This window comes from Undibacterium sp. Tian12W (genome assembly GCF_049339405.1).
In the GTDB taxonomy this organism is placed as follows: Bacteria; Pseudomonadota; Gammaproteobacteria; order Burkholderiales; family Burkholderiaceae_D; genus Undibacterium.
Window position 1 is genome coordinate 14851 of the sequence record NZ_JBMPPK010000023.1, and the last position, 24056, is coordinate 38906.

14 protein-coding genes are annotated in these 24056 nt (G+C 50.2%); 11 read left to right on the top strand and 3 right to left on the bottom strand.

Features of this window, described 5'->3' with window-relative positions; genetic code table 11:
* Positions 1-70 precede the first annotated feature (70 nt).
* The 3 genes from ACO0LI_RS24905 to ACO0LI_RS24915 all read right to left on the bottom strand — a co-directional run bounded on the left by ACO0LI_RS24905 (position 71) and on the right by ACO0LI_RS24915 (position 8883).
* Positions 71-2854, bottom strand: coding sequence for a Tat pathway signal sequence domain protein (locus ACO0LI_RS24905; protein WP_423036038.1), 2784 nt, complete (start codon positions 2852-2854; stop codon positions 71-73).
* Positions 2855-2927: 73 nt separating this feature from the next.
* Entirely contained in the window at positions 2928-4829 is a 1902-nt protein-coding gene (locus tag ACO0LI_RS24910) for a rhamnogalacturonan lyase (protein ID WP_423036040.1), read from the bottom strand.
* A gap of 22 nt (positions 4830-4851) precedes the next feature.
* The gene (locus tag ACO0LI_RS24915; RefSeq protein WP_423036042.1) at positions 4852-8883 is read right to left on the bottom strand and encodes a beta-galactosidase; all 4032 of its coding nucleotides are present in this window, start codon (positions 8881-8883) and stop codon (positions 4852-4854) included.
* A 543-nt stretch (positions 8884-9426) separates the two neighbouring features.
* On the opposite strand from ACO0LI_RS24915, the gene ACO0LI_RS24920 reads away from it, so the two are divergent.
* The 11 genes from ACO0LI_RS24920 to ACO0LI_RS24970 all read left to right on the top strand — a co-directional run bounded on the left by ACO0LI_RS24920 (position 9427) and on the right by ACO0LI_RS24970 (position 24002).
* Complete coding sequence (locus ACO0LI_RS24920; RefSeq protein WP_423036044.1) at positions 9427-11049, top strand: rhamnogalacturonidase; 1623 nt, start codon at positions 9427-9429, stop codon at positions 11047-11049.
* Between the two features lie 150 nt (positions 11050-11199).
* Positions 11200-12348, top strand: coding sequence for a galactonate dehydratase (dgoD, locus tag ACO0LI_RS24925; protein ID WP_422949992.1), 1149 nt, complete (start codon positions 11200-11202; stop codon positions 12346-12348).
* 2 nt (positions 12349-12350) lie between these two features.
* Positions 12351-13361: a 2-dehydro-3-deoxygalactonokinase gene (locus ACO0LI_RS24930; protein ID WP_422949991.1), complete on the top strand. Its 1011-nt coding sequence runs from the start codon at positions 12351-12353 to the stop codon at positions 13359-13361.
* A gap of 32 nt (positions 13362-13393) precedes the next feature.
* On the top strand, positions 13394-14059 hold the full coding sequence (locus tag ACO0LI_RS24935; RefSeq protein WP_423036046.1) for a 2-dehydro-3-deoxy-6-phosphogalactonate aldolase: 666 nt from the start codon (positions 13394-13396) through the stop codon (positions 14057-14059).
* Entirely contained in the window at positions 14056-15045 is a 990-nt protein-coding gene (locus ACO0LI_RS24940; RefSeq protein WP_423036048.1) for an SMP-30/gluconolactonase/LRE family protein, read from the top strand. Before ACO0LI_RS24935 ends, ACO0LI_RS24940 begins: the two co-directional genes overlap by 4 nt.
* A gap of 59 nt (positions 15046-15104) precedes the next feature.
* Positions 15105-16067: an arabinose ABC transporter substrate-binding protein gene (locus ACO0LI_RS24945; RefSeq protein ID WP_423036132.1), complete on the top strand. Its 963-nt coding sequence runs from the start codon at positions 15105-15107 to the stop codon at positions 16065-16067.
* A 13-nt stretch (positions 16068-16080) separates the two neighbouring features.
* Positions 16081-17598: an L-arabinose ABC transporter ATP-binding protein AraG gene (gene araG, locus ACO0LI_RS24950; RefSeq protein ID WP_423036050.1), complete on the top strand. Its 1518-nt coding sequence runs from the start codon at positions 16081-16083 to the stop codon at positions 17596-17598.
* An 18-nt stretch (positions 17599-17616) separates the two neighbouring features.
* Positions 17617-18654, top strand: a complete 1038-nt coding sequence (araH, locus tag ACO0LI_RS24955; RefSeq protein ID WP_423036052.1) for an L-arabinose ABC transporter permease AraH — start codon at positions 17617-17619, stop codon at positions 18652-18654.
* Positions 18655-18683: 29 nt separating this feature from the next.
* The gene (locus ACO0LI_RS24960; protein WP_423036134.1) at positions 18684-19457 is read left to right on the top strand and encodes an SDR family oxidoreductase; all 774 of its coding nucleotides are present in this window, start codon (positions 18684-18686) and stop codon (positions 19455-19457) included.
* A gap of 23 nt (positions 19458-19480) precedes the next feature.
* Positions 19481-20428, top strand: coding sequence for a LysR substrate-binding domain-containing protein (locus ACO0LI_RS24965; protein ID WP_423036054.1), 948 nt, complete (start codon positions 19481-19483; stop codon positions 20426-20428).
* 403 nt (positions 20429-20831) lie between these two features.
* On the top strand, positions 20832-24002 hold the full coding sequence (locus ACO0LI_RS24970) for a TonB-dependent receptor (protein WP_423036056.1): 3171 nt from the start codon (positions 20832-20834) through the stop codon (positions 24000-24002).
* Positions 24003-24056 lie beyond the last annotated feature (54 nt).

Below are 24056 nucleotides of genomic sequence, written 5' to 3' on the forward strand. Positions count from 1 at the left end.
TAAAAATGTCTGCCTTGTTCAACTTGCTTTGTATCAGTTTGTTGTCAGTAGATACCGGTGCTTCATTTGTTCAATCCGGGTCTGCAACAGTCATCTTTTTCAGATCTGTCACTGAGGGAATATACTCACCGATCAGTGCCAGATTTTGTATCGCAGCCAGGCCCCACTGCGCTGTGTCATTGGTGCTGATCCATGGCACTTCATCGACGGGATTGAGGCTGTTGACACCCTGAACGCGTGTGGTTTTCAGCAATGGGCCGGGTACGCCACGGTTACCAAAAAACTCGCGCCAGGCGCGCTGTGCCAATGCGGGATTTTTGTTTTTCCAGGCGACGTAGGCAGTGAGTCTGGAGTGGCCGTTACGCAAGGCATTGCCCGCACCGTGTGGCATGCCCAGTGCATTGATCTGCTCCTGTTTGCCAGCATTGAAAAGTTCGCAATACTGTAGCCATGCCTGCACAAACCTGGGTTCGTCAGTCAGCGTCACCAGTTCGGCAAAAATTTCTACCGCACCAAAGACTGCATTCAAATGGCTGGCTGATGCGCGCTTACCAAAGACATTGATCAGGTGACTGGTATCGGCATCATAGGCAAAGCTGTTGCCATTGAAAAAGCCGTGCGGCATGCCGGCAATGTCACGCATGCCGGTCAAAATCTTGTTGCGGTATCTGATGTCACCGCTGCGTTCCCATTCGGTCAGCCAGTTGCCGGCGAGTGAACCCCAGTCTGTGCCAAAACCGGCATGTGCCTTGATATTGCTGATGTCTTCCCTGGGTTTGAGTTTGCGCGCAGGATCCGTGCTTTCCAGTTTTTTGTCGGCATCTATCAGTGAATGCATGATGTCGCCTATGCGTTCATCTGCTGTCAGGTAATAATAAAAGCGGCGATAGACGGCGGCACTGATGCGCAACTGCTTTGCACTGCAACCCCAGTGCTGTACATTGTGGCGTGAACCCAGACCGGCAAACTGACCTAGGTGATGGGTATCGACTTCGCTAGTATGCCTGACCATGGCTTCGGCAAAACGGAAGATGTCTGCCCGTCCGGTGCGCAGGAAGGAATACCAGAGCCACAGGTCGGGGGATAGTTCAGAATTATCCCAGGCAAAACCGCCGACGTCATAACGCCATTCATGCCGGTCCAGATCATAAGTATGGCGGATGTCGCCATAATCCCAGAATCCATACCAGTGGCGCTGTTCAACCTGTTCCTTGTAAAAATTGAAGCGAAAATCGAGCTGATCTTCAAGCGCCGCTTTTACCGGATGCGAGCGATCTGGCAAGCTCCACAGTCCGCCGAACACACCAGTCGCCAGGAAATGACTGGGCTTCGCCACCAGTTGTGGTGGTGCCTGTACGGCATCAGCAAACTGCACCAGCTTTTCCCTCGAAGGGGTGGCGCCACATACCCATAAGGTGATTTCGCTGCTGCGGGCTACACCCATGGGGCTGCCAAATCCTTTTTCATAATCTTCGTAGGTGATCTCCAGGCCTTCGCGTTCCTGATCATGGGTTTCCATACCCATGCCATCATGGTAAAAACGCAGGTCCATGGCCGGGGCATCCGGGGACCACATCCAGACGGTAACCTGGGCCGTGTCTGTATGTGCCTGGCGGATATCCAGTTGGGTAGGGTGGCGCTGCCAGAAATCGCGCAAGCCAAAAGCAACGCCGCCACTGACGCCGCCTATATAACCGGTGCCGGGGGATCTGTGTCCCCAGGCTGCTTCCACCCAGCCATAACCGGACTTGGTACGTTTGCGTATCTTGAAACCGTCTGCCGATTGTTGTGACAGGGTGTAATCACCCCATGCTGGTACCAGATGGATCAGGCGCTGTATCACCTCTGGGAACTGTGTCAGTGGTGGGCAGGCAAGCCCTGCCAGTTGGGCATTGCGTACTGCGGGACCAGGGTCACGGCGCAGGCCGGTCATATTACGCACACCTTCTGCCCACAAGCCGGCATTTTCACCGGCAAAGCGTACATGCCTGTCATGTAGCGCATCACGCATGGCGACATCGAAACGCAAACCTATGCCACGCAAGAAGTCGCGTTGTTCATCACCATCATAAACAAAGCTGTGCATGACGCGTATGGTGTCCGCGCCTGCATAGAAATACAGCCTGACCACGAAAGGCAGCCAGGCCCGCTTGGCATCCTTATGCATGCCTTCCACCTTCAGCACCGCACGTACCGGGCCATTTTGTTCAAGGCTGACCTGGCTGATATTGCTGATGTAATTGTGCTGGCGGGTAGTGCCACTTTCGCCATCCGGCTGATCATCGGTGATGACTACCAGGTGGCCGTTGCGCATGACGTCTTTGCCATCACGCTGTACGCTGCGGATAAACTGTGCTCCATGAGTGGCAACATCGCACACCATCACGCCGGTATCTATCACATACCCGTCTTTGCTTTGCCTGACGCTGACTATTTTTTCTTGCGGCAGGGCGGTTTTTGTTACAGGCTTGACCTGCAATTCGGAACCAAGGTTTACGCCAGCGGCTACGGCATGTGCGGTCCACTTCAACGTACCATCGGGCCAATGTGCCAAAGGCCAGCTTTGGGTAGGCAAGTCTTTGCCGTCCTGATTAATCAATTGAAACTGCTGGCTCTTGGCGATCTTGCCGCGTGGCCATGGTATGCCTACTGTTGCGCCTGTCAATACTTGCGGAGCTTTGCCCTCCAGCCAGTTCAGGCGTATGAACTCATCTGCTTTTACCGTGGCACCTGCTGCACCTGCATTCCCCACATTACCCGCAGACAGATTTTGCGCTTGCAGGGATGGTATTTGACTGGCAAGTGCGCTAGCTGCCGTTGTTTTGATGAAGCCGCGACGCGTTAATTTAAACATTATTCATTACTTTGCATATCTGGAAATAGCTGTACTTGTTCTTGACCACTGACGATGAAAGAGTAAGGGCGTATCAAGGTGTGTAAATGGCCTCTGGCTTGGTCACAGTCATGCCATCACCCAGGTAAAAGCTGGGGTGAGGGGGCTGGTTGTAACCGGCATTTTGCCCTGCCACCTGCATCCTGTATTGCGGATTGTGCATCAGGCTGGTGATGCGATGTGGTGTTGGTATGGTGGTGCTGAATACCAGCAAGGCGGTGTCGTCACTATTGCGCCAGACGACTTCCTCGCGCCAGTCGCCAAACAAGTCCGCCGACAGCACAGGTGTAGATTTGGTGCCATTGTTGGATGCGGCATTATAAGTTGCACCATTGAGCAAACGTTCGAAGGCGAAGGCTTTTGGATTCCATTTTTCTATCAGGGTGCCATCCAGCGATTCACGCAGCAGATCGCCATCCCACCAGACAGCGAAGTTGACGCGACGCGGATGCTGGGGTGAAATTTCCACACCTGCGGCGCTCATTAGTCCACCGACTGATCCCCAGCATTCTTCGCCGGGATAAGCCGGGTCTATGTCCATGCAGACGCCACGACCGACATCGGCACCTTTGCCATCTACACTCCAGAGTATCTTTCCGGTAGCGGCATCATGCATTTCCAGTCCGTGTGCGCCATAGCAACTTGGCGTTTCATGTACCATGTAAATTTGCTGTCCTGGGCGATTGGGATCAAGTTTGCCTACATGCAGGGCATCACCATGGCACAGACCAGTGCTGTACAGCATTTTGCCGTTGCTGCCTATAGTGGCAGCACCGTAGATGAGGTCGTCCTTGCCATCGCCGTCTACATCGGCCACCGACATCCAGTGTGCACCCTGGTGATTGACTGGGCCGCCTTCTATATCGCTGTCAAATGTCCAGCGGCTAGTGAGTTTGCCGTCGCGCCAGTCCCAGGCAGCAATCACTGCACGGGTGTAGTAGCCGCGCGAAAAGACAGCGCTTGGACGTTCTCCATCCAGAAACGCTACCGTTCCGAGAAAACGGTCTACCCGGTTCCCATAAGCATCACCCCAGGCAGCAACATCACCGCGTGCCGGGATGTAGTTGGTGCTGGCCATGGCGGCACCGGTCATGCCATTGAAGACAGTCAGGTATTCAGGGCCGGATAAAATGTATCCCTTGTTATTGCGATAGTCAGCAGCGGCATTGCCGATGACTTTGCCCTCGCCATCTATGGTGCCATCAGCAGTTTTCATCATGACTTCTGCTTTGCCATCACCATCGAAGTCGTACGCGAGGAAGGTGGTGTAATGTGCGCCGGCGCGTATATTCTTGCCCAGATCGATGCGCCACAACAGTTTTCCATCGAGCTTGTAGGCATCTACGTAAGTATTGCCGGTGTAGCCAGCCTGGGAATTATCCTTGGCGTTGGTGGGTTGCCATTTGACGATGAGTTCATACTCGCCGTCACCGTCAAGATCGGCGGCAGAACCATCATTCAGTACATAGCTGTAACTTGATCCATCAGGGGTAATGCCGTCGGCCGGTTTTTGTACGGGTATGGTTTTATACAAATTGCTCCATGTGCTTTTGGGCGCATCTGCCAGCAATTCAGCACCGTCAATGACCGGGCGTATGGTGTAGCTGCTGGCTGATGTACCTGCATCGTCGGTGAAATTGGTGAGTTTTTGGGGCACGCGATTTAATTTCTCTGACTCACGATAAATATTGAAACTGATATTGTCAGGATCGGTTCCCAGCAGACGCCAACTGATGAAATTGCTTTTACCGGTATTGATGGCGACGACACCGCGATCCAGTTTTTCCATCTGCTTGCCACGCGGCGACGCGCTGGCAAGGCTTATGGCTTTTGCTTTAACAGCGGCAGTAGTCGCTTCGGCCTGCACCTGACTGCTGCAAACACCAGCCAGACTGGCGAATACCAAGACACTGGTCAATACATGATTGATTTTCATATTTGCAGATTTCCGTTTGTCATTAGCGTTGCAGGTTGGAAGGGCTTGGCACCAGCTCCAGCGGCGCACCGCCACGGGCTGCGCGTATCTTGACCAATTCCAGCGGCTCCAGCGCATTCGCAGCTTTGCCATTAGTACTGACGGCCAATGTAAGCGTATTTTCACCATTCGGATTCAATATGCCCGGTGGCAAAATGAAAAGACGTTGTGGACCTATATGAGAAATGAAATTCCCTATATTCCAGCCATTGACAAAAATCAGGACGCGATTTCTGCGGTCAGAGCGTGGCTGACTGGTATCACCTATGGCCAGACCCAGTTGTACATCATGGCCTGCCGGCATATCCAGGGTGAAATTGGTACGCAACCAGTAAGTACCTGCCACTGGTGGCGCGGCGTCGGGACTGGTTTTCTCCCAGCCGCTATTATTTTTCTCGGCATCTGGCTTCGCACCAACCGGCAGATACCAGCCTGCACGTTCACCATAGAGGCCGCCGTTATTCATGGGGCCACGTACCAGGTCAGCAATTTCTTCACCACCTTTATTGCCCTGGATTTTCCAGTTGATAGGTGTAGCAAATTTCTCTTTGATGTCATGCGTCAGTGACACGCTGATCAAGCCACGTGCGACTTTATGTTCATCATCGGCTGCCAGATCCCAGTTGTGGGAATTATTTCTGACCATGACGGACAGTACATGTTCACCTGCATTTAATGCCTCGGCGGGTAGTTTGAAGCTAGCCGTGCCCCAGTTGTCTGGCTTGGGTTTCCCTGTCGGCATTTCATTTTCGCCGATGTAGACACCATCCAGCCACAGTTGCATGAAACCTGCACCACCGCCGCCATAGCTTATTTCCAATTGTTCAGGCAGTGGTTTACCAGCCTGGACCTTGAAATTGCCACGGTACCAGACATCGCCATGGTGAAAGCCATAATCACTCATGCTGAGTATTGGTTGGCCAGCAGGAGGTGTGGTCTTGACAGTGGCTGCAGTAGAGGCCAAGTCAGTCTTGCGCCACTTGCTGTCGTCGAAGACTTTGGCTGCCTCTGGCGAATCCATGCGGCGCATCCATGTCTGTTGCATCAGTTTTGGCAAAACAATGTCAGCGGGGCCAGTCAGAGACTCAGTCGACAAACTGCCATCAACATTCTTGTTGCTGGCGATGGCGACTGTATTCCAGGTGATGTGCGTGACGGCTTTTGGTGCCCATATCTCCAGCTTACTACTTTCGTGAGTATCTCCACTCAGGTGCAAAGTGCTGCCTTGCACGCTGGCCTGACGCACCAGTGCTGGCGAACGCTCAAGGACAGGGCCGTGTGCGGTTTCCTGACGCCAGAAGTTGCGGCCAGTTTCGTCATCCGCCAGCAAGAGCAGTAAATCTGCTTTGCCACCACCACTGATGCGCACACGTATCAAATCCTTGTGTACATAATTTAATCGCAGATCGCCCGTTTGCTGATCAAATACTGCATTGGCTGCACCTTCCAGTACTTCGACCTTTGGCGCGGATTGATAACGCAGTACGGTTTCGCCATCCTCGCCCTTGCGGCCATACAGCAAGGCGATATCGCGCTCACTTTGTTGCAGGTGGGTCTGGGTATCGGATGTGGTGTAGACCAGATGCTGACGCTCCATTGCATAGTCAGACAACAGCAGTTTGACGTTCTGGTCCTTGATGCGCAAAGTACCTGCCTGTGGGATCTGGTAGCTGCCATCGCGTGTGGTGAGTTTGAAGCTGAACAGTTCTTCTGTGGTTGAATCGGTCTTGGTATGGATGGCGAAAATCAGGTGTGCCTTATTGACGGGACTGATATTGTGATACAGCCTGACCGCAGGATTGGAAGTGGCGATTGCCTCGCCTTTATCCATGGCACTCAACACAGATTTGGCGGCATGCACAAAATGTCCCATCTGTTTCAGTGTCAGGGCTTTTTCGCGCAAGCCACGGCCTTCGTCGATTGCTGCGCCATAATCGTAGGACGTATACACCACCTGCGCTGGCAACCAGCCCCAGGATGTGCCGCCATACATCATGTAGATAGAATGGATGGAAATGCCATTGATCAGATTTGCGCCATAGAACGTGCGTACATAATTCGATCCTGTGCGTTGCGCGGTACAGTCATAGGTGCCGACGCTGCCCCAGAAATCAAACCAGCCGCCGCCCATTTCTGCTGCAAAGCCTGGTGTATTTGGCGAGGCGAGGGCACCAATCTTGACTGGCCCGGTTCCGGTATTGGCAGGAATTTCGCCATACATGCCCCAGTTAGGCACGACATTTGGTTTGCCAATTTCTTTGGTATTGGTACAGCCGCCACCGGGGTAACTGTCAAAGCTGTACAAGTCGGTGGGGCCTGGCACCGCATAGGGCGCGCTGGAATTGGGTGGCGTCCAGTTAGGCAGGCGACCTGCAGAATTGTGGAACAGCGGCACGCTGATGCCATCTGCCCTGGCTTTGTCTGCCAGGTGTTGCATGTAGCGCTTATGCGTATCCGAGGTATTTGATAACTCGTTTTCCAGCTGATAGGCAATGACAGTGCCGCCACCAGTGGTGATTTGATGGCGCGCGATAATCGCGTCAATCTGGGTCAGCCATTCATCTGCAGACTGTATATATTCGGCAGCATCAGTACGGGCAATCGCTTTTTGTCTGGCCAGATAACCAGGAAAACCGCCCAGTGTCAGCTCTGCATTCACATACGGGCCAGGGCGGGCAATGACATACATGCCTTCCCGTTCTGCCATTTCTATCGCCAGTTCTACATTACGTATGCTGGAAAAATCATATTGATTCGGGCGTGACGAGTGATAACCCCAGTCAAAGTAAATCGCCACAGTGTTGAGCCCGGTGGCTTTCATTTTCTGTATGACATCACGCCACAGTGAAGGATTGGGTAACCTGAAAGGGTGAAATTCACCTGCCCAGATCATTTCCCTTTTGCCATCTATCATCAGCGAGTGTTTATCCCAGGTGATCTTTTTCGCTGGCGATTTTGCGGCAGTGGCCTGTTCCAGGACTTTGGTCGGTTCGCTGATGACAGTGAAGTGGCGTACCGCTCCCGACACACCACCCAGTTCCTGCTTGGCAGTCCATGTTTTGAAATTGTCCTTGCTGTCGGAATACCAGTAATGCTTGGTCGTATAGTCGTCAAAGTAAATGCGCCAGCCGCCATTTTTCAGCTTGACCAGGGCCTGACCTTCCAAAGGCTTGCCCCAGCCTGCCCAGTCGCCCGTTTTTTCCACTTTCCATGGACCAGCAAGAGCAGGGGCTGTCGCCATTTCTATGTATTTGCTGGTTTCATTTTTAGTGAAAACCACATAGCGTGACCCGTCCTTGATGGGGAAGGTATCAATGTAATTATTTTGCAGGCCTGCCATGGCCTGGACTGGCGAGAAATTGGCATACGTCTTGTCCAGCGCATGCAGCACATAGGCACCAAAGGGCCCCTTGGTTCCCTGCGTGGATATGGACACGACAATGTGGACAGTACCATCACTGTCGGTGAACCATTCAGGTGCCCAGACATTGCTGATTTTGGCATTCGCATCTGGCAATTGCAGACGTACGTTACGCACGTAATGCCAGTGGCGCAGGTCGCTACTTTTGGCGACACCAAAGGTATCGCCAGTCCAGCCGGTAGTGTAAATCACATAATAATAACCATCATCTGCATGCAAAATGGAAGGATCGCGCAGCAGGCCTTGTGGCGGTGTATACGCTTCGGAAGCCAGTGGTACAAAGCTGGTGCCGTCGTAAGATGTAAACAGGCTGAGCTTGTTTTGTGATGTAGAAGGAAAGGCTGACATCAGGAAGCTGGTGTCACCCCTGAGTGGAATCACTTTGGGGTTGGCATTTGGTGGGGCAACCGCACTATTGCTCTGTACCTTGTTGGTACTGGTCAGCCCGAAACTATCCATCAGGGCATCACCGGTGACTGGTGGATTTTGAGGAGAATTTTGTGGCGGTGCAGTATTTTGCATTTGCGCATGTGCCAGACATACGCTGCACGTCAATACCAAGATCGTCAATCCTGACCGTACTACTGAGTTCATCATTTTCCTTCTGACCATGGTCAAACAAAGAATTGGGAATGAGTAGATGTATGCCCACACCAGGCGATGCGCTATGTCTTTATAGCTCAGGTACTTGAATGGCCTGGACTTGGTGTGAGATGTCTCTGTTTTTATCGCCACATTAATAAATAAAGATGCAGCTTATTGTTTCGAGTATCAATTTCGCGTTAAAACCTGTCAACTGCAGCGAGTGATGTAATCACGCTCATGAGCAATAGCAGATTATTCCGGCTTTTTTCAGGCGATTTACGGCGTGTTATATGTTATTCACCAAATCAACTCACGGTAATTGATGTTTTTTAGTTGGAATACTCAGAGATCTGCTCATTATTAATCATCAAGTTGAACATTTTGACTGGACGTTCCCTGGTTTTTTAATGGTAATCTCAATCGATACTGCCATGGATAAAAAGAAAACATATCCAAAAAAATAAGTAGGGGACAAGAAAATTGAGTGAACAGACATCATCGCCATTGCGACGGAATTTTTTGCGTATATTTGGTACTGGAGCTGTAGCTAGCATGTTGCCTTTGCATGCTTTACCGGTAATGGCGCAAGGGAAAATTGTTGGGAAGGCCAATCTGGCAGGCAATTTTAATGTTCGGGGTTTTGGTGCCAATGGCAATGGTAAGAAACTAGACACTGACGCGATCAATCGCGCCATCAAAGCTGCTGCGGCAGCAGGTGGTGGAACAGTGTATTTCCCTGCTGGTAAATACCTGAGTTTCTCGATTCGCCTGCAAAGCCATGTCACTTTGTATCTGGATGCTGGTGCCACCCTGATTGCTGCAGACCCGGCACAGCATGGCGGCAGCTACGACGAGGCAGAGCCTAACGAATGGGATGCTTATCAGGATTTTGGACACAGCCACTGGCACAATAGCCTGATCTGGGGCGAAGATCTTGAACATATCGCTATTCTGGGTAGCGGACTCATCTATGGCCAGGGTCTGACACATGCTGGCCCTGGGCCGCGTCGCGTGGCCAAGCCTGGTGATATGCCACTCAGCCTTGGAAATAGCGATCCGCACGGTGAGCGCAGTGGCAACAAGGCTTACGGCGCTGATATGGTGGGCAAAGCGAATAAGGCGATTGCCCTTAAAAACTGTAAAAACATTATCTTGCGTGATATCAGTATTTACAACGGTGGGCACTTTGCCTTGCTGGCAACAGCCGCTGACAATATGACGATAGATAATTTGAAAGTGGATACCGACAGGGATGGCTTTGATATAGATTGCTGCCGTAATGTTCACATCTCCAATTGCAGTATCAATTCTCCCAATGACGATGCCATCTGCCTGAAAAGTTCATTTGCACTGGGTTATAAGCGTTTTACTGAAAACGTCAGCATCACTAATTGTCAGGTGTCAGGCTTTGATCTTGGTACTTTTCTGGATGGTAGTTTTCAGCGCAAGCAAGAGTTTGCCCCGGACAAGGAAGGGGTGACCGGGCGCATCAAGCTGGGTACTGAATCTAACGGTGGTTTTCGTAATATCGCCATTTCAAATTGTATTTTTGAGCGTTGCCGCGGGCTGGCCATAGAAAGCGTCGATGGTGCCATTATTGAGGACATCAGTGTCAGCAATCTGACCATGCGCGATTTGACCAATCCCCCTATCTTCATCCGCCTGGGAAGCCGTTTGCGCGCACCGGAAGGTGCGGTGACCGGGGCTATCCGGCGCATTAATATCAGCAATATCACAGTGTCAGGTGCTGATTCACGTTATGCATCCATCATTAGTGGCGTGCCTGGCTATCCTGTAGAAGATGTGCGTATCAGTAACATGCACGTGTTGCATCAGGGAGGTGGTGAGCTTGGCAATGTAGCTGTCAATCGACCAGAAAATGCTGGTAGTTATCCCGAACCCAGCATGTTTGGCCTCAGCCCCGCACATGCGGTGTTCGCACGTCATGTCAATAATCTGGAGTTGCATCATGTTGATATCAAATGTGCGCAGCCAGACAACAGGCCAGCCTTTGCTTTGCATGATGTGAGCCGTGCTTATTTTGACCACGTGAATTTTCCTCTTCAACCTGGCACACCGGGGTTTAGTCTGCAGGACGTAAAAGATTTCTCTGTTAAAGATTGCAGTGGTCTGGCAGATATCCAGCGCAAACAGGCGGAGCGCGAAAACCTGTAGCTGTGTGCTGTGGCATTTCTATTGATGGGTCTATTGAATTATGCATGTCAACAGCTATGCCAAATTCATATACTTTCGGTCAGTTAATTCATATTTCTTATCACGTTTGCCCATCTACACTCATGACTTCATTTGCTTAGCCATTGCGTCATGAAAATAACAAAACTGATTACTTATCGTGTTCCTCCAAGGTGGATGTTGCTGAAAATAGAAACTGATGAGGGTATCGTCGGTTGGGGTGAGCCTGTCATAGAAGGGCGGGCGCGAACTGTAGAAACCGCGGTGCAGGAATTTGCGTCTTATCTGATAGGGCAAGACCCGGCCCGCATCAACGATCTCTGGCAAGTCATGTATCGCGGTAGTTTTTATCGCGGTGGAGCTATCCTCATGAGCGCCATGGCAGGCATTGATCAGGCACTGTGGGATATCAAGGGAAAAGCCCTGGGCGTGCCGGTGTATCAATTGTTGGGTGGCCTGGTGCGTGACCGCATGAAAACCTATAGCTGGGTCGGCGGTGACAGGCCTGCTGACGTGATTGCTGATATTCGTCGTCTGCGCGAAGCGGGCTTTGATACCTTCAAGATGAATGGTACCGAAGAATTTGGCATCATTGACAGTGCGGCGGCGGTTGATGCTGCGGTAGGGCGTATTGCCGAGATTCGTGAAGCGTTTGGCAGCCAGATTGAATTTGGTATTGATTTTCATGGCCGCGTTGCCGCGCCTATGGCCAAGGTTTTGTTGCGTGCTCTGGAGCCATATCGTCCCTTGTTTGTAGAAGAACCTGTATTGGCAGAGCAGGCTGAATATTATCCACGCCTGGCAGAAAGTACGGCTATACCGTTGGCCGCAGGCGAACGCATGTATTCGCGCTTTGAATTCAAACGGGTGTTTCAGGAAGGAGGCATTGCCATCGTCCAGCCTGACCTGTCCCATGCTGGTGGTATTTCTGAATGCCATAAAATTGCCGCAATGGCAGAAGCCTATGACATTGCCCTGGCACCGCATTGTCCTTTGGGGCCGGTTGCGCTTGCAGCATGTCTGCAACTCGACTTTGTCGCCCATAACGCAGTCTTGCAAGAGCAAAGCATGGGCATCCATTATAACAAGGATGCAGAGCTGCTTGACTACGTCATCAATCGCGAAGATTTGCGCATTACCGATGGCTATATTGCCGCCTTGCCGAAGCCTGGTCTGGGCGTGGAAATTAATGAAGAGCGCGTGAAAGAAGCCAGCCTGCGGGCACCTGACTGGCGTAATCCGTTATGGCGTCACCCTGACGGCAGCGTTGCGGAATGGTAAGAATGGTACAAACGAATACCGCGCAAGGCAAGGCAGTTCTGCCTTTGGACGCGAAAGAAAATGTGAGCCTGATCGGTATTGACTGGGGTAGTACAGGCTTGCGGATTTTCTTGATCGGACAGAATGGTCAACTTATCGATAGCCGGGAAGCTGCTTCCGGTATTTCTGTCATGCAGGGTGGGCAAGCCGCTTATGTGCGGGTGTTGCAGGAGCTGGCCGGTGACTGGTTGACAAACTGGCCTGATGTTCCTTTGCTGGCTTGCGGCATGGTTGGCAGCAAACATGGCTGGCAAGAGGTGCCATATGTACAAAGTCCGGCAGACGCCCATGATATCGCCATCAATATTCTATCTATAGATGCCGGAGATTTACGCCCAGTGTCTTCACGCCTAGGTATTGTGCCGGGCTTGTTATATCGCGGCGATGCGCCTGACGTCATGCGTGGCGAAGAAACCCAGATCGTAGGTGCACTGCAAGGTCAGCCAGACTGGGCCAGCCGGTCATGCATAGTCATGCCCGGTACACATTCGAAATGGGCCAGTATTGTAGATGGAAAAGTACAGGCTTTTGCCACACACATGACGGGGGAATTGTTCGCCGTGCTCAGGCAGCATTCGGTTCTTGGCCGTTTGATGCCTGCCGTGCAGGGGGAGAGCAGTGATGTCAGTTTTATTGCCGGCCTGGATGTTGCCCGCAAGATGATGGCGCAAGGCTTGAGTCATCAATTGTTTAGTGTGCGCACCCTGGGCTTGATGGGTGATATGCCACCTGATGGACTGGCGGATTACTTATCTGGTTTATTGATCGCCAATGAGTTACTGGCTGGTTTGCATTGGCGCTCTGAGCACGGTCTGGCACATGCGCCATTGATATTGATAGGGGAGGCTTCTCTTTGTGGGCGTTATTCCCTGGCGCTTTCACGTTTTGGCGTCAAGCCAGACGCCGTATTGATGAATAGCGCACCGGCGGGTTTATGGCATCTGGCGTTCACCGCAGGCATGCTGAGATTCTGAGTATGGACATCAACACCACCCGAAGGAATTTCATGAAAACCATTCCCGCCACATTTGATCAGGCATTTGCTGATTTACCCTTGATTGCCATCTTGCGCGGCATACGTCCTGAAGAAGTGGAATCCATCGCTGCAGATTTATATGAAGCCGGTTTTCGCATTATTGAAGTCCCGCTGAATTCACCATCTGCGCTCGAATCGATAGACATACTAAGTCGCTGTCTGCCACCTGATGCGCTGACAGGTGCAGGTACTGTGTTGACTCTGGATGCCGTGCGTCAGGTACGTGATGCGGGTGGACGTCTGATCGTCATGCCACACGCTGATGTAATGGTCATCAGGGAAGCAAAAAAACAGGGTCTGTATTGCGTACCAGGAGCAAGCTCACTGACAGAGGCATTTGCGGCAATGTATGCAGGTGCAGATGCAGTCAAGCTCTTTCCTGCGGAATTGGTCACGCCGCCTATAGTACGGGCGATGCGGGCCGTTTTGCCAGCCTGCCTGCGTCTCTTGCCAGTGGGAGGGATTACTCCTGACAACATGGATGACTACCTGCGGGCAGGTGCCAGCGGATTTGGCCTTGGCTCAGCTTTGTATAAACCAGGAATGGATGCTGTAAAAATAAAAGCCAAGGCACTTGATTTTATAAAAGCCCTCAGAGCAGGCATGGCGAAAAAATCAAATGAGGCTTTGCAATGAATCATCTGCAACAGGCTCTGGCGCATACAGCTACCTTGGGTGAGGGTTTGAGCTGGCAAGATAATACAGAAAGCTGGTGGTGGACTGATATTGAGGCAGCGAGTTTGCAAAACTGGAAACTTGGTCAGGCTGTAGTCACTTACAGATTGCCAGATAGATTGGGTTCTTTTGTTCATTGTCGTTCAGGCCGTATTTTGCTTGGATTGGCAAAGCGCCTGTGTTTTGCCAGCTTGCCAAAAAATGCAGCAGTACTTGCTTCATCTGCACAGTTGACGACAAGTGCTACTGCGGCAGTCCAGTTGACAGTGCAGTCGCTGGTTGCTGTTGATCCGGCAGAGCCGCGCACACGTGTGAATGATGGGCGTACCGACAGGCGCGGTTACTTCGTATTTGGCACCATGAATGAAGCGCCGGAAAAACGTCCCATTGCCAGTTTTTACCAGTTTTCCATGCCTTACGGCTTAAGGAGGCTGGCTTTGCCTGCTGTGGCGATTGCCAACAGTATTTGCTTCAGCCTGGACGGCAAGACCATGTACTTTACCGACACATTAAGCCGCCGCATACAGCAATGTGATTATGACGCTGAAACTGCAAGTGTCAGTAATATCCGTTTGTTCGCCATACCGGAGGGCGATGAAGCCTATCCAGATGGCTCTGTCATTGACAGAAATGGATGCTTATGGAACGCAGAGTGGGGCGCTGGCACCGTGGCACAGTACGCGTCTGATGGGCGTTGCCTGCAGCGATTATCGGTACCAACAAAAAATCCTACCTGTCCTGCATTTGGCGGTGTCAATGGTGACTATCTCATGGTTAGCAGCGCACGACAGGAAATGAGTGCTGAAGAATTATCCAGCATGCCAGCTTCTGGCAGTTTGTTTGCGATGCAAATGGATGCGCCGCTGGCAGTTGCCGATACCTTGTTTGACGACAGTGATGCGGGCTCAGTATTGCCCTTGGCCCCTAAAACAATAAAGAGACAATGATAATGAAAAACACAATAAGAGATAGATGTGTGCAGTTCTTAAATGCTGCTGGTTTCACTTTGGTAGCTGGCTGTTTCAGTCTTGCAGCTGTACCTGCATCGCAGGCAGCCGATCCAGTAAAAATAGGTTTCCTGGTGAAACAGGCTGAAGAACCCTGGTTCCAGGATGAATGGCGCTATGCAGAGCAAGCGGCCAAGGAAAAAGGATTTTCCCTGGTGAAAATAGGTGTGGCTAATGGTGAAAAGATGATGGCTGCGATAGACAATCTGGCTGCGCAAAAAGCCCAGGGTTTTGTGATTTGTGCGCCGGATGTCAAATTGGGTATGGCAGTTGAACGTGCCGCCAAAAGAAATAACCTGAAAGTGATGTCGGTCGATGATCAGCTTGTCGATGGCAGTGGCAAACCGATAGCATCTATCCCGCACATGGGGATCTCGGCCTATGAAATTGGCAAGCAGGTTGGACAGGGCCTGGTAGAAGAAATGAAATCACGTGGTTGGAACATGGCTGAAGTCGGTGCCATGCGCATGGCATTTGATCAGTTACCTACGGCTCGAGAACGTACTCAGGGTGCACTGGATGTTCTGAAGGCTGCGGGTTTTCCGGCTGCCAATATTGTTGACGCAGCACAGGCAAAAACGGATACGGAAAGTGCCTTCAATGCCGCCAATATTGCTTTGACCAAACAAACAAAATTCAAACGATGGTTGGTATTTGGCATGAACGATGAAGCTGTTCTTGGTACAGTGCGTGCAGCCGAGGGCAGGGGCTTGCGTAGTGATGCCGTGATAGGCATAGGCATAGGTGGCAGTAAAACTGCATTGAATGAATTTGCAAAACCTAACCCAACCGGATTTTATGGCACAGTATTGATCAGTCCCAAGCGTCATGGCTATGAAACTTCAGTGAACATGTACAAATGGATAGCAGAAAACAAGACTCCTGCACCGCTGATACTGACTACAGGGGTCTTGATGACACGCCGGAATCAGAGTGATGTACGTGCAGAATTCGGACTTTAGGACATAGCCGATCATGTCGTCATCTCAGCCCCCATCTCTTCAGTTTGAAGATGTGTGTAAATATTTTCCGGGTGTGAAAGCACTCAATGGCGTCAGCTTTGAAGCCCATGCAGCTACGGTGCATGGTTTGCTTGGTGAAAATGGCGCAGGTAAATCGACACTATTGAAAATACTGGGTGGCCAGTACAAACCGGATGGCGGGCGCTTGTTGTTAAATGGACGCTCTTGTCATTTCTCGTCTGCCGGTGATGCCATCGCAGCGGGCATCGCCGTCATTCACCAGGAATTGCAATATGTTCCGGAACTGACGGTCGCAGAAAATTTGTTATTAGGGCGTTTGCCACAAAAACTGGGTTTTGTGAATCGGGTTGAAGCACGGCGCCAGGTAAGCCAGCACCTGCAGCAAATGGGTGTGGATCTTGATCCAGATGCCCGGCTCTGCGATTTGTCGATAGCGCAAAGGCAAATGGCAGAAATATGCAAGGCCCTGCTGCAAGATGCACAGGTCATTGCTTTCGACGAACCGACCAGTAGTTTATCTTATCGCGAAAGCGAAATTCTGTTTCGTCTGATACGTGATTTGCGTACAGCAGGTCGCACCATCATCTATATTTCTCACAGACTCGAAGAGTTATACGCCCTATGCGATACCTGCACGATTTTTCGTGATGGCCAAAAAATTGTCACCCATCCTGTGATGGCCGATGTGCCACGCGATGTGCTCATCAACGATATGGTGGGACGTGAGCTCAGCGATATTTACGATTACCGGCCACGCCAACTACAGTCTGAAAGGCTGGTGGTAAAGCAACTGAAAGGCGAGACGCTTAAAGTGGCTCAGAATTTCAGTGTGCGCGGCGGCGAAGTGCTTGGTTTCTTTGGCCTGGTTGGCGCTGGCCGTACTGAGTTGATGAGGCTGTTATATGGCGCAGATAAGAAAGACGCTGGTTGCAGTGTGGTGCTGGATGGTGTCAATGTGCCTGATCGTGGGCCGGCTGCCGCGATCGAGGCAGGCATAGTCTTGTGCCCTGAAGACCGCAAAGAACAAGGCATTCTGGCAGAGGCATCTGTCGCAGAAAACATCAATATCAGTTGTCGCCGCCATGGTCTGCTGGCAGGTCTTTTTTTAAGACATAAGCATGAAGCAGAATTGGCTGATCGCTTTATACAGAGATTAAAAATCAAGACGCCGAATCGCGAACAGGAAATTCGTTTGCTGTCCGGTGGCAATCAGCAAAAAGTCATTCTGGCACGCTGGCTGGCAGAACCGGGTATGAAAGTACTTATCCTGGATGAGCCGACGCGTGGCATAGATGTGGGCGCAAAAAATGAAATCTATCGCATCATTCATGAAGTTGCTGAGCGCGGTTGCTGTGTGATTGTCGTGTCCAGCGAATTACCTGAAATATTGGGCATTTGTGATCGCGTCATCGTCATGCGTGAAGGTCAGATCAGTGGTGAACTTGAGCGCAGTCAGGCTAACGAAGCAGCAGTTTTGCAATTGGCACTGCCGGATTTGCACGCAGCATAATTATTACAGGAATCTTTCATGTCTTCCCTTACTCCTGCACAGACAGATAATGTATCAACAGTTCAGCAAATAAAACCGGGACAAAACAATAGTATGAACAGTAAGAATATTAGGAAGACGACCCGGCACTGGTTGCATGAGCAGAGTATGCCATTGGCATACGCCTTACTTTTTATTGTACTGTCCTTTTCAGTAGAAAATTTTTTCTCAGGTACCAATATTGTCGGATTGATGCTCTCTGTGGCACAGATAGGCATGGTCGCCTGCACCATGATGATGTGTCTTGCTTCACGTGATTTTGATTTATCCATAGGATCGACTATTGCCTTCACTGGCGTGCTGGGCGCGATCATCCTTGAACGTAGCGGCAGTATCACGCTCGCAGTTGGCGGTGGTTTACTGGCGGGCGCACTGATAGGCGCAGGTAATGGAGTATTGATTGCCTATTTGCGGGTGAATGCCCTGATTGCGACACTGGCGACCATGTTGATGGTACGCGGCCTGGCATTCATTGTTTCAAAAGGCCAGGCGGTGGGGATTTCCAATGAGACTTTCATCAGTTTTGGTGACGGTCGTATTTTTGGCTTGCCATTTCCAGTATTGGTTGTTGCAGCCTGTTTTTTGATATTTGGTGTTTTGCTCAATCACACTGTGTTTGGAAGAAATACTTTGGCAATTGGTGGTAATCCAGATGCCGCACGTCTTGCGGGCATCCGCGTCGAACGCCTGCGTATCTGGATATTTTTGTTGCAAGGACTGGTGACAGCACTGGCAGGACTGATACTCGCATCCCGCATCACCAGCGGGCAACCAAATTCGGCGCAAGGTTTTGAACTGGATGTCATCTCTGCCTGCGTACTGGGTGGTGTGTCCCTGCAAGGTGGAAAAGCCAGAATCACCGGAGTACTGGTCGGTGTTCTGATCATGGGGACGGTAGAGAATGTCATGAACTTGCTGGATGTCGATGCTTTCTATCAGTATCTGATGCGTGGTTTCATTTTGCTGGCAGCGGTATTGCTGGATCAATTAAAAAACCGGTCTACGAGGAAATCATGAACGATTCATATCCAGTCAATACTAATCAGATGTGCGAAAGATTGCGTGGCAAGGTCGCCATCATCACTGGCTCCACCTTGGGCATAGGGGCTGCTACAGCACGTCTTTTTGTACAGCAAGGCGCAAGTGTCGTACTGAATAGTCACATTCATGATGCCGCTGCTGAGCGTATCTCATCTGAATTGGGCTCCGGGCACAGTCTTTTTGTCCAGGCAGATGTTGCCGATGCTGCTGCCATGCGGGCTCTGGTCGATAAGACGGTAGCAAAATTTGGCAAAGTGGATGTGCTGGTCAACAATGCGGGCATGAACGTGTTCGCAGATCCCTTGCAGATGACAGATGACGAGTGGCAACGTTGTTTTTCTGTTGATCTCGAAGGTGCCTGGAATACTACCCGTGCAGTGCTGCCGTTCATGCTTGAACAGGCTGCTGGCAGCATCATCAATATCGCTTCTGTACATGGACATAAAATCATACCGGGATGTTTCCCATATCCGGTTGCCAAGCATGCCTTGATAGGTCTGACTAAATCACTGGGGATAGAATATGCAGCACGAGGGATACGGGTTAATTCCATATCACCCGGCCTGATAATGACCGAAGCCATACAATCCTGGTTTGCCAGTTGCCCTGACCCAATGGCCGAGCAACAACGGCAGGCCGCGCTGTTGCCTTGCCGTCGCATAGGAATGCCAGAAGAAGTCGCTTACACGGCAGTTTTTCTGGCCAGTGACGAAGCACGTTTCATCAATGCTACTGATATCCTGATTGATGGAGGGCGCTCGCAGTTGTATCATGATTGATCTTAGCTTCAACTGCTGACACCATGAGCAATAGCAAGCCCGATCGCTTTGTACGCACACACCTGAAAACACGCCATCTGGTGTTATTGGTTGAGTTGGGACGTCATGGTTCGATTTTTCACGCGGCTGAGGCTGCACATCTGACTCAGCCAGCAGCCTCCAAATTGCTGACAGAACTTGAGTATGCCCTCGGTGTGCAGTTGTTTGAACGCCTGCCACGCGGCATATCACCTACCTGGTATGGCGAGATCATGATACGCAGAGCAGGTGCAGCGCTGGCAGAAATGAATGCAGCCCATCAGGAAGTCATGGAGTTGTTGTCAGGTTTAAGCGGTTTCGTCTCGATAGGTTCAGTCATGACACCGTCGATGAATCTCATCCCGCAAGCAGTAAGCCTGCTTAAATCTCGCCATAAGCGTTTGCATGTTGCCATACAGGTTGATACCAGCAAAATACTGATACAGCGTTTGCGTGCAGGAGAACTGGACATGGTCATAGGCCGCATTCTCGATTCTGAATCTGCCGCAGAACTGAATTTTGAACCCTTGACCGATGAGCCTCACAGCCTGATTGCACGCGGCAAGCATGTACTTGCACAGCGAAAAAAACTGACTCTGAATGATCTTGCGAAAGAGGCCTGGATACTGCCACCAAATGGCAGTATTTTGCGTGATCGCATCACCTCTCTTTTCTTGTCACACGGCCTTGATCAACCGGTAGAAACGGTAGAAACCTTGTCGCTACCTGTGATTGCCAGCTTATTGATGGCCACTGATATGGTGGCTGCTTTGCCGGAAGACCTGATTCGTACCTATCTCGATGCCGAGCTGCTATCCGTGCTGCCATTTGATCTTGGACTGCGTATGGATGCCTACGGTATTGTCACCAGAAAGCAACATCGTTTGTCGCCTGGAGCACAAGCCATGCTTGATATTTTGCGCGAGTTGGCAGTGCAAGATACGGACAAGTAAATAGCAAGACATTTCAATTATGCATTTCCCGCATTTCTTAATGAGGGATTTTGAATGCCTTGTCTGGCCTAGCTCTTCAGGCGATGTCAAACTCCCATCCAAATTTTTTTAGTGTCTTTTTGATGTATTTTTATCTCTGATATCGCATGTTGCATCGCATAAAATGCCTTGAAAATCTATAATCAGTTTCAATCATTTTTTCATTTTCTCGTCTGAAATGATCAAATTTCTGCTTAAAAACCAATCACTTTCTTGATTCTTTTTTTTATGTGCGTAATTGGATTTCATCATCACTTAAAATCTTTTTCATTGAATCAGCTGGATTGAATGACAGGCCAAAAAAAATGGTCGGATGCAGCTAATAACACAGGCTATACATGGCCGACAAATGGAGGAGACAATTGTGTTGAACAATCGCGGTAAAAAAGAATTTTTTAATCCCAAACTCAAAGGTACTGCCCTGGCTGTACTTTCCGTTATGGCTGCCAATTCAGTCATGGCACAGGAAGCAAAGAAACCGGCAGACACCAAAGAGCAGGCTGATCACGTTGTCGTTGTGTCTGGCACCCGCAAATCAGTAGCCTCCGCAATTGACAGGAAACTGCGTGCGGATACAGTAGCTGATTCCATCGTTGCTGAAGATATTGGGCAGTTCCCGGACAAGAACGTTGGTGAGGCACTGTCGCGCGTTACAGGCGTGCAACTGGAACGCTCATTTGGTGAAGGTACCAGTGTTTCCATTCGTGGCGTAGAACCAGATCTAAACCGTATTGAAATCAATGGAGTATCGATACTGAGTACGACTGGTACCGCCGGTCGTGGTGCTGATTTGCGTGAATTGCCCGCAGAATTGATTTCTTCTATAGATGTCATCAAAGGTGTGACAGCCAATATGACTGAGGGCGGTATTGGCGGCTCAGTACAAATTACGACACGCAAGCCACTCGATTTCAAAAAAATGACTGTTGTTGGCAGTGTTGCTGGTGAACAGGCTCCACAGCGTGGTGGCGTGCAGCCACGTGTCAATCTCTTTATCACCGACAAATTTTTTGATGACCGTCTTGGGTTGATGGCGAATGTTATCTACGACAAGGTCTTGACGCGTGGTGATTTTTCCCGAAATACTTCCTGGCGTTACTTCCGTGACTGGGATTTTTCTGCACAAAAAACGGTTCCCAGTATTGATCCGGTATTGGCAGCTGTAGGCTCCAAAGCTGACTGTTCCAACCTGAGCAGCCCTGCAAATGCAACGCAGACGGCAGTTGCGGCTACCGCCGCATTGCAGGCCAGCTGTGTCTCACAATGGAATGACTATTCACCACAGATTGCCCGTTATGGTATCTGGGAACGTGATCATGAAAGAACTTCTGCTGAACTGACTGCGCAATACAAATTCACTGATCGTTTGAACGCCTGGGTAAGCTACCAGACCAATATCCAGAATCAAAAACTCCGGGATTACAACTACGGTACAGACTTCAGTGCGGTCACCCGCTTGTCCAGCACAGGTACTTTGCCCACCTATGCTGCGACCACTGCCGTGCCAACCGGCGGCTCATGCACACCGGTTTCAACAACCACGACACCGTCTGGCATGATCGTGGAAAATCATATCGTTACCCAGTATGTATTGGGTAACTGCCTGGTACCGGGCAGTGCGGCTTCGCCAAACGGTGGGCAGGCAGGCTTTAGCACATCCTTGCGCGATTTTGGTTTGAAAATTGATTCCAAATATACGACAGCTGGCTTTACCTATAAAGGTGAACGTCTGGATGTAGAAGGCCTGGTGTCGTCAGCTAAATCCACGTACAGCAGTGATTCGAATAACCTGATATTGACGCAGAATGCTCCTGGTTTGCAGGTCAATCTTGATTCCTCAGGGTTGCCACGATTTACTTTTCCAACAGGCTATAGTCCTTCGAATCCTAATTCCTATATTTCTGCTCAATTGCAGTACCGCCCTTCAGAAACGATCAACAAAGAAGACCAGCTCAAACTTGATTTTAAATATAAGCTGAAGACTGATTTCTTGTCACGCATCTGGTTTGGTGTACAGTCGCAGCAGGCAAAATCCAGTCAATACAATGGTGGCGGTTACGCTGCAAGTGCAGGCAATGACTTGAACAGCACTGCAGATGACGTGTATGTACAGACAGCAAACATCAATCAGACTTATAGCTACGACCCATTGAATACCACCAATACGGTGCGTGCAACAGTGGGCCCGATAAATCTTACAGATGCGAATGCCTGGACCAAGTCACTCAACGGCTCTGCCATGGCTGCGCTGGCGCAATCTGTATTCTCGACTTCACCTGGTACTTTCTTCAAGGGCTATAGTGGCATCAGCAATGTACCTGCTAACTGGGTTGCTCCATCATTTGCAAATGTTGGTTCAAATTTCGATCTGACGCACTTTAATCATGATTACCTGTATAACGCACCTGGTACCGACGGTAAAATGTATGCACAGATTCCTGCTTATGTTGTCGATGAAAAAGTCAAATCAGTTTATTTACGTGCAGATTTTGATACTGAATTGTTTGGCAAAGATATCTTCGGTAACATCGGTGTCAGATATACACAAACGCGCGATGTCTCTCAGGGCCTGTTCAAACAACAGATCAATGTTGAAAAAACGCCTGGTTCAACTACTTTCAACACGTTTGTTCTGTCGAATTCCATTGTCAGCATAGACAATACTTATTCGAATGTATTGCCTAGCTTTAACGCCGGTGCATGGTTGATACCAAATCAATTCCTGGTACGTGTAGGCTGGGGTAAGGTCATGGCCAGGCCAAGGATACTGGATATCGTTCCGAACGCTACATGTACCAAAAATAGCGGCGCAGCACAGTTTGGTGGCGATGGCACGGATGATTGCACGGCTGGTAATCCTGCCTTGAAGCCATTCCAGGCAAGCAATACAGACCTAAGCCTGGAATATTATCCAAATGCTGATAGTCAGCTCAGCCTTGCTTTGTTCCGTAAAAACATCACTGTCGGTAATAGTGTATCGACTAATGTCAAGAATGTGGATCTGTTCAAAGATGGCACTTTGTGGGACGTCAAGATGCCTATCAATTACCCAGGTGCTGTGACACGCGGTATAGAGCTTGCTGGCAGAACAGCGCTGACTTTCTTGCCTGGCTTCTTCAGCGGTTTTGGTATTGATGCCAATTACACCCGCATGAATTTTACCTATGCGCCAGGAACAGAGCGTTTGAATCCTCTGGATAACTCTATCTTGCCTTACGCCGGCTTGTCCAAGAATGCCTATAACCTGGGCTTGTGGTACGACAAGGATAAGTTCAATGCGCGCCTTGCCTATCATTATCGTGACCGTTACTACACAGGTACCAATGATGTATCTGGTAATCCTAACTTTATTGAAAAAACCGGTTACCTGGATGCGAAATTCCAGTATCGATATAGCCCAAATATTACTATTTCATTCGAAGGCAAGAATTTGACTGATCAGGCAAATATTACGGATGCCGGTGATTTGTCGCGCCCGAATGAGCTGGCATGGTCTGGCCGTCGCTACTTTATCGGTGTATCGATCAAGAATTAATCAGTAAGACTTTTGTTAATCGCAGTATTTGATCCAGCCATGCTAGTGCAGATG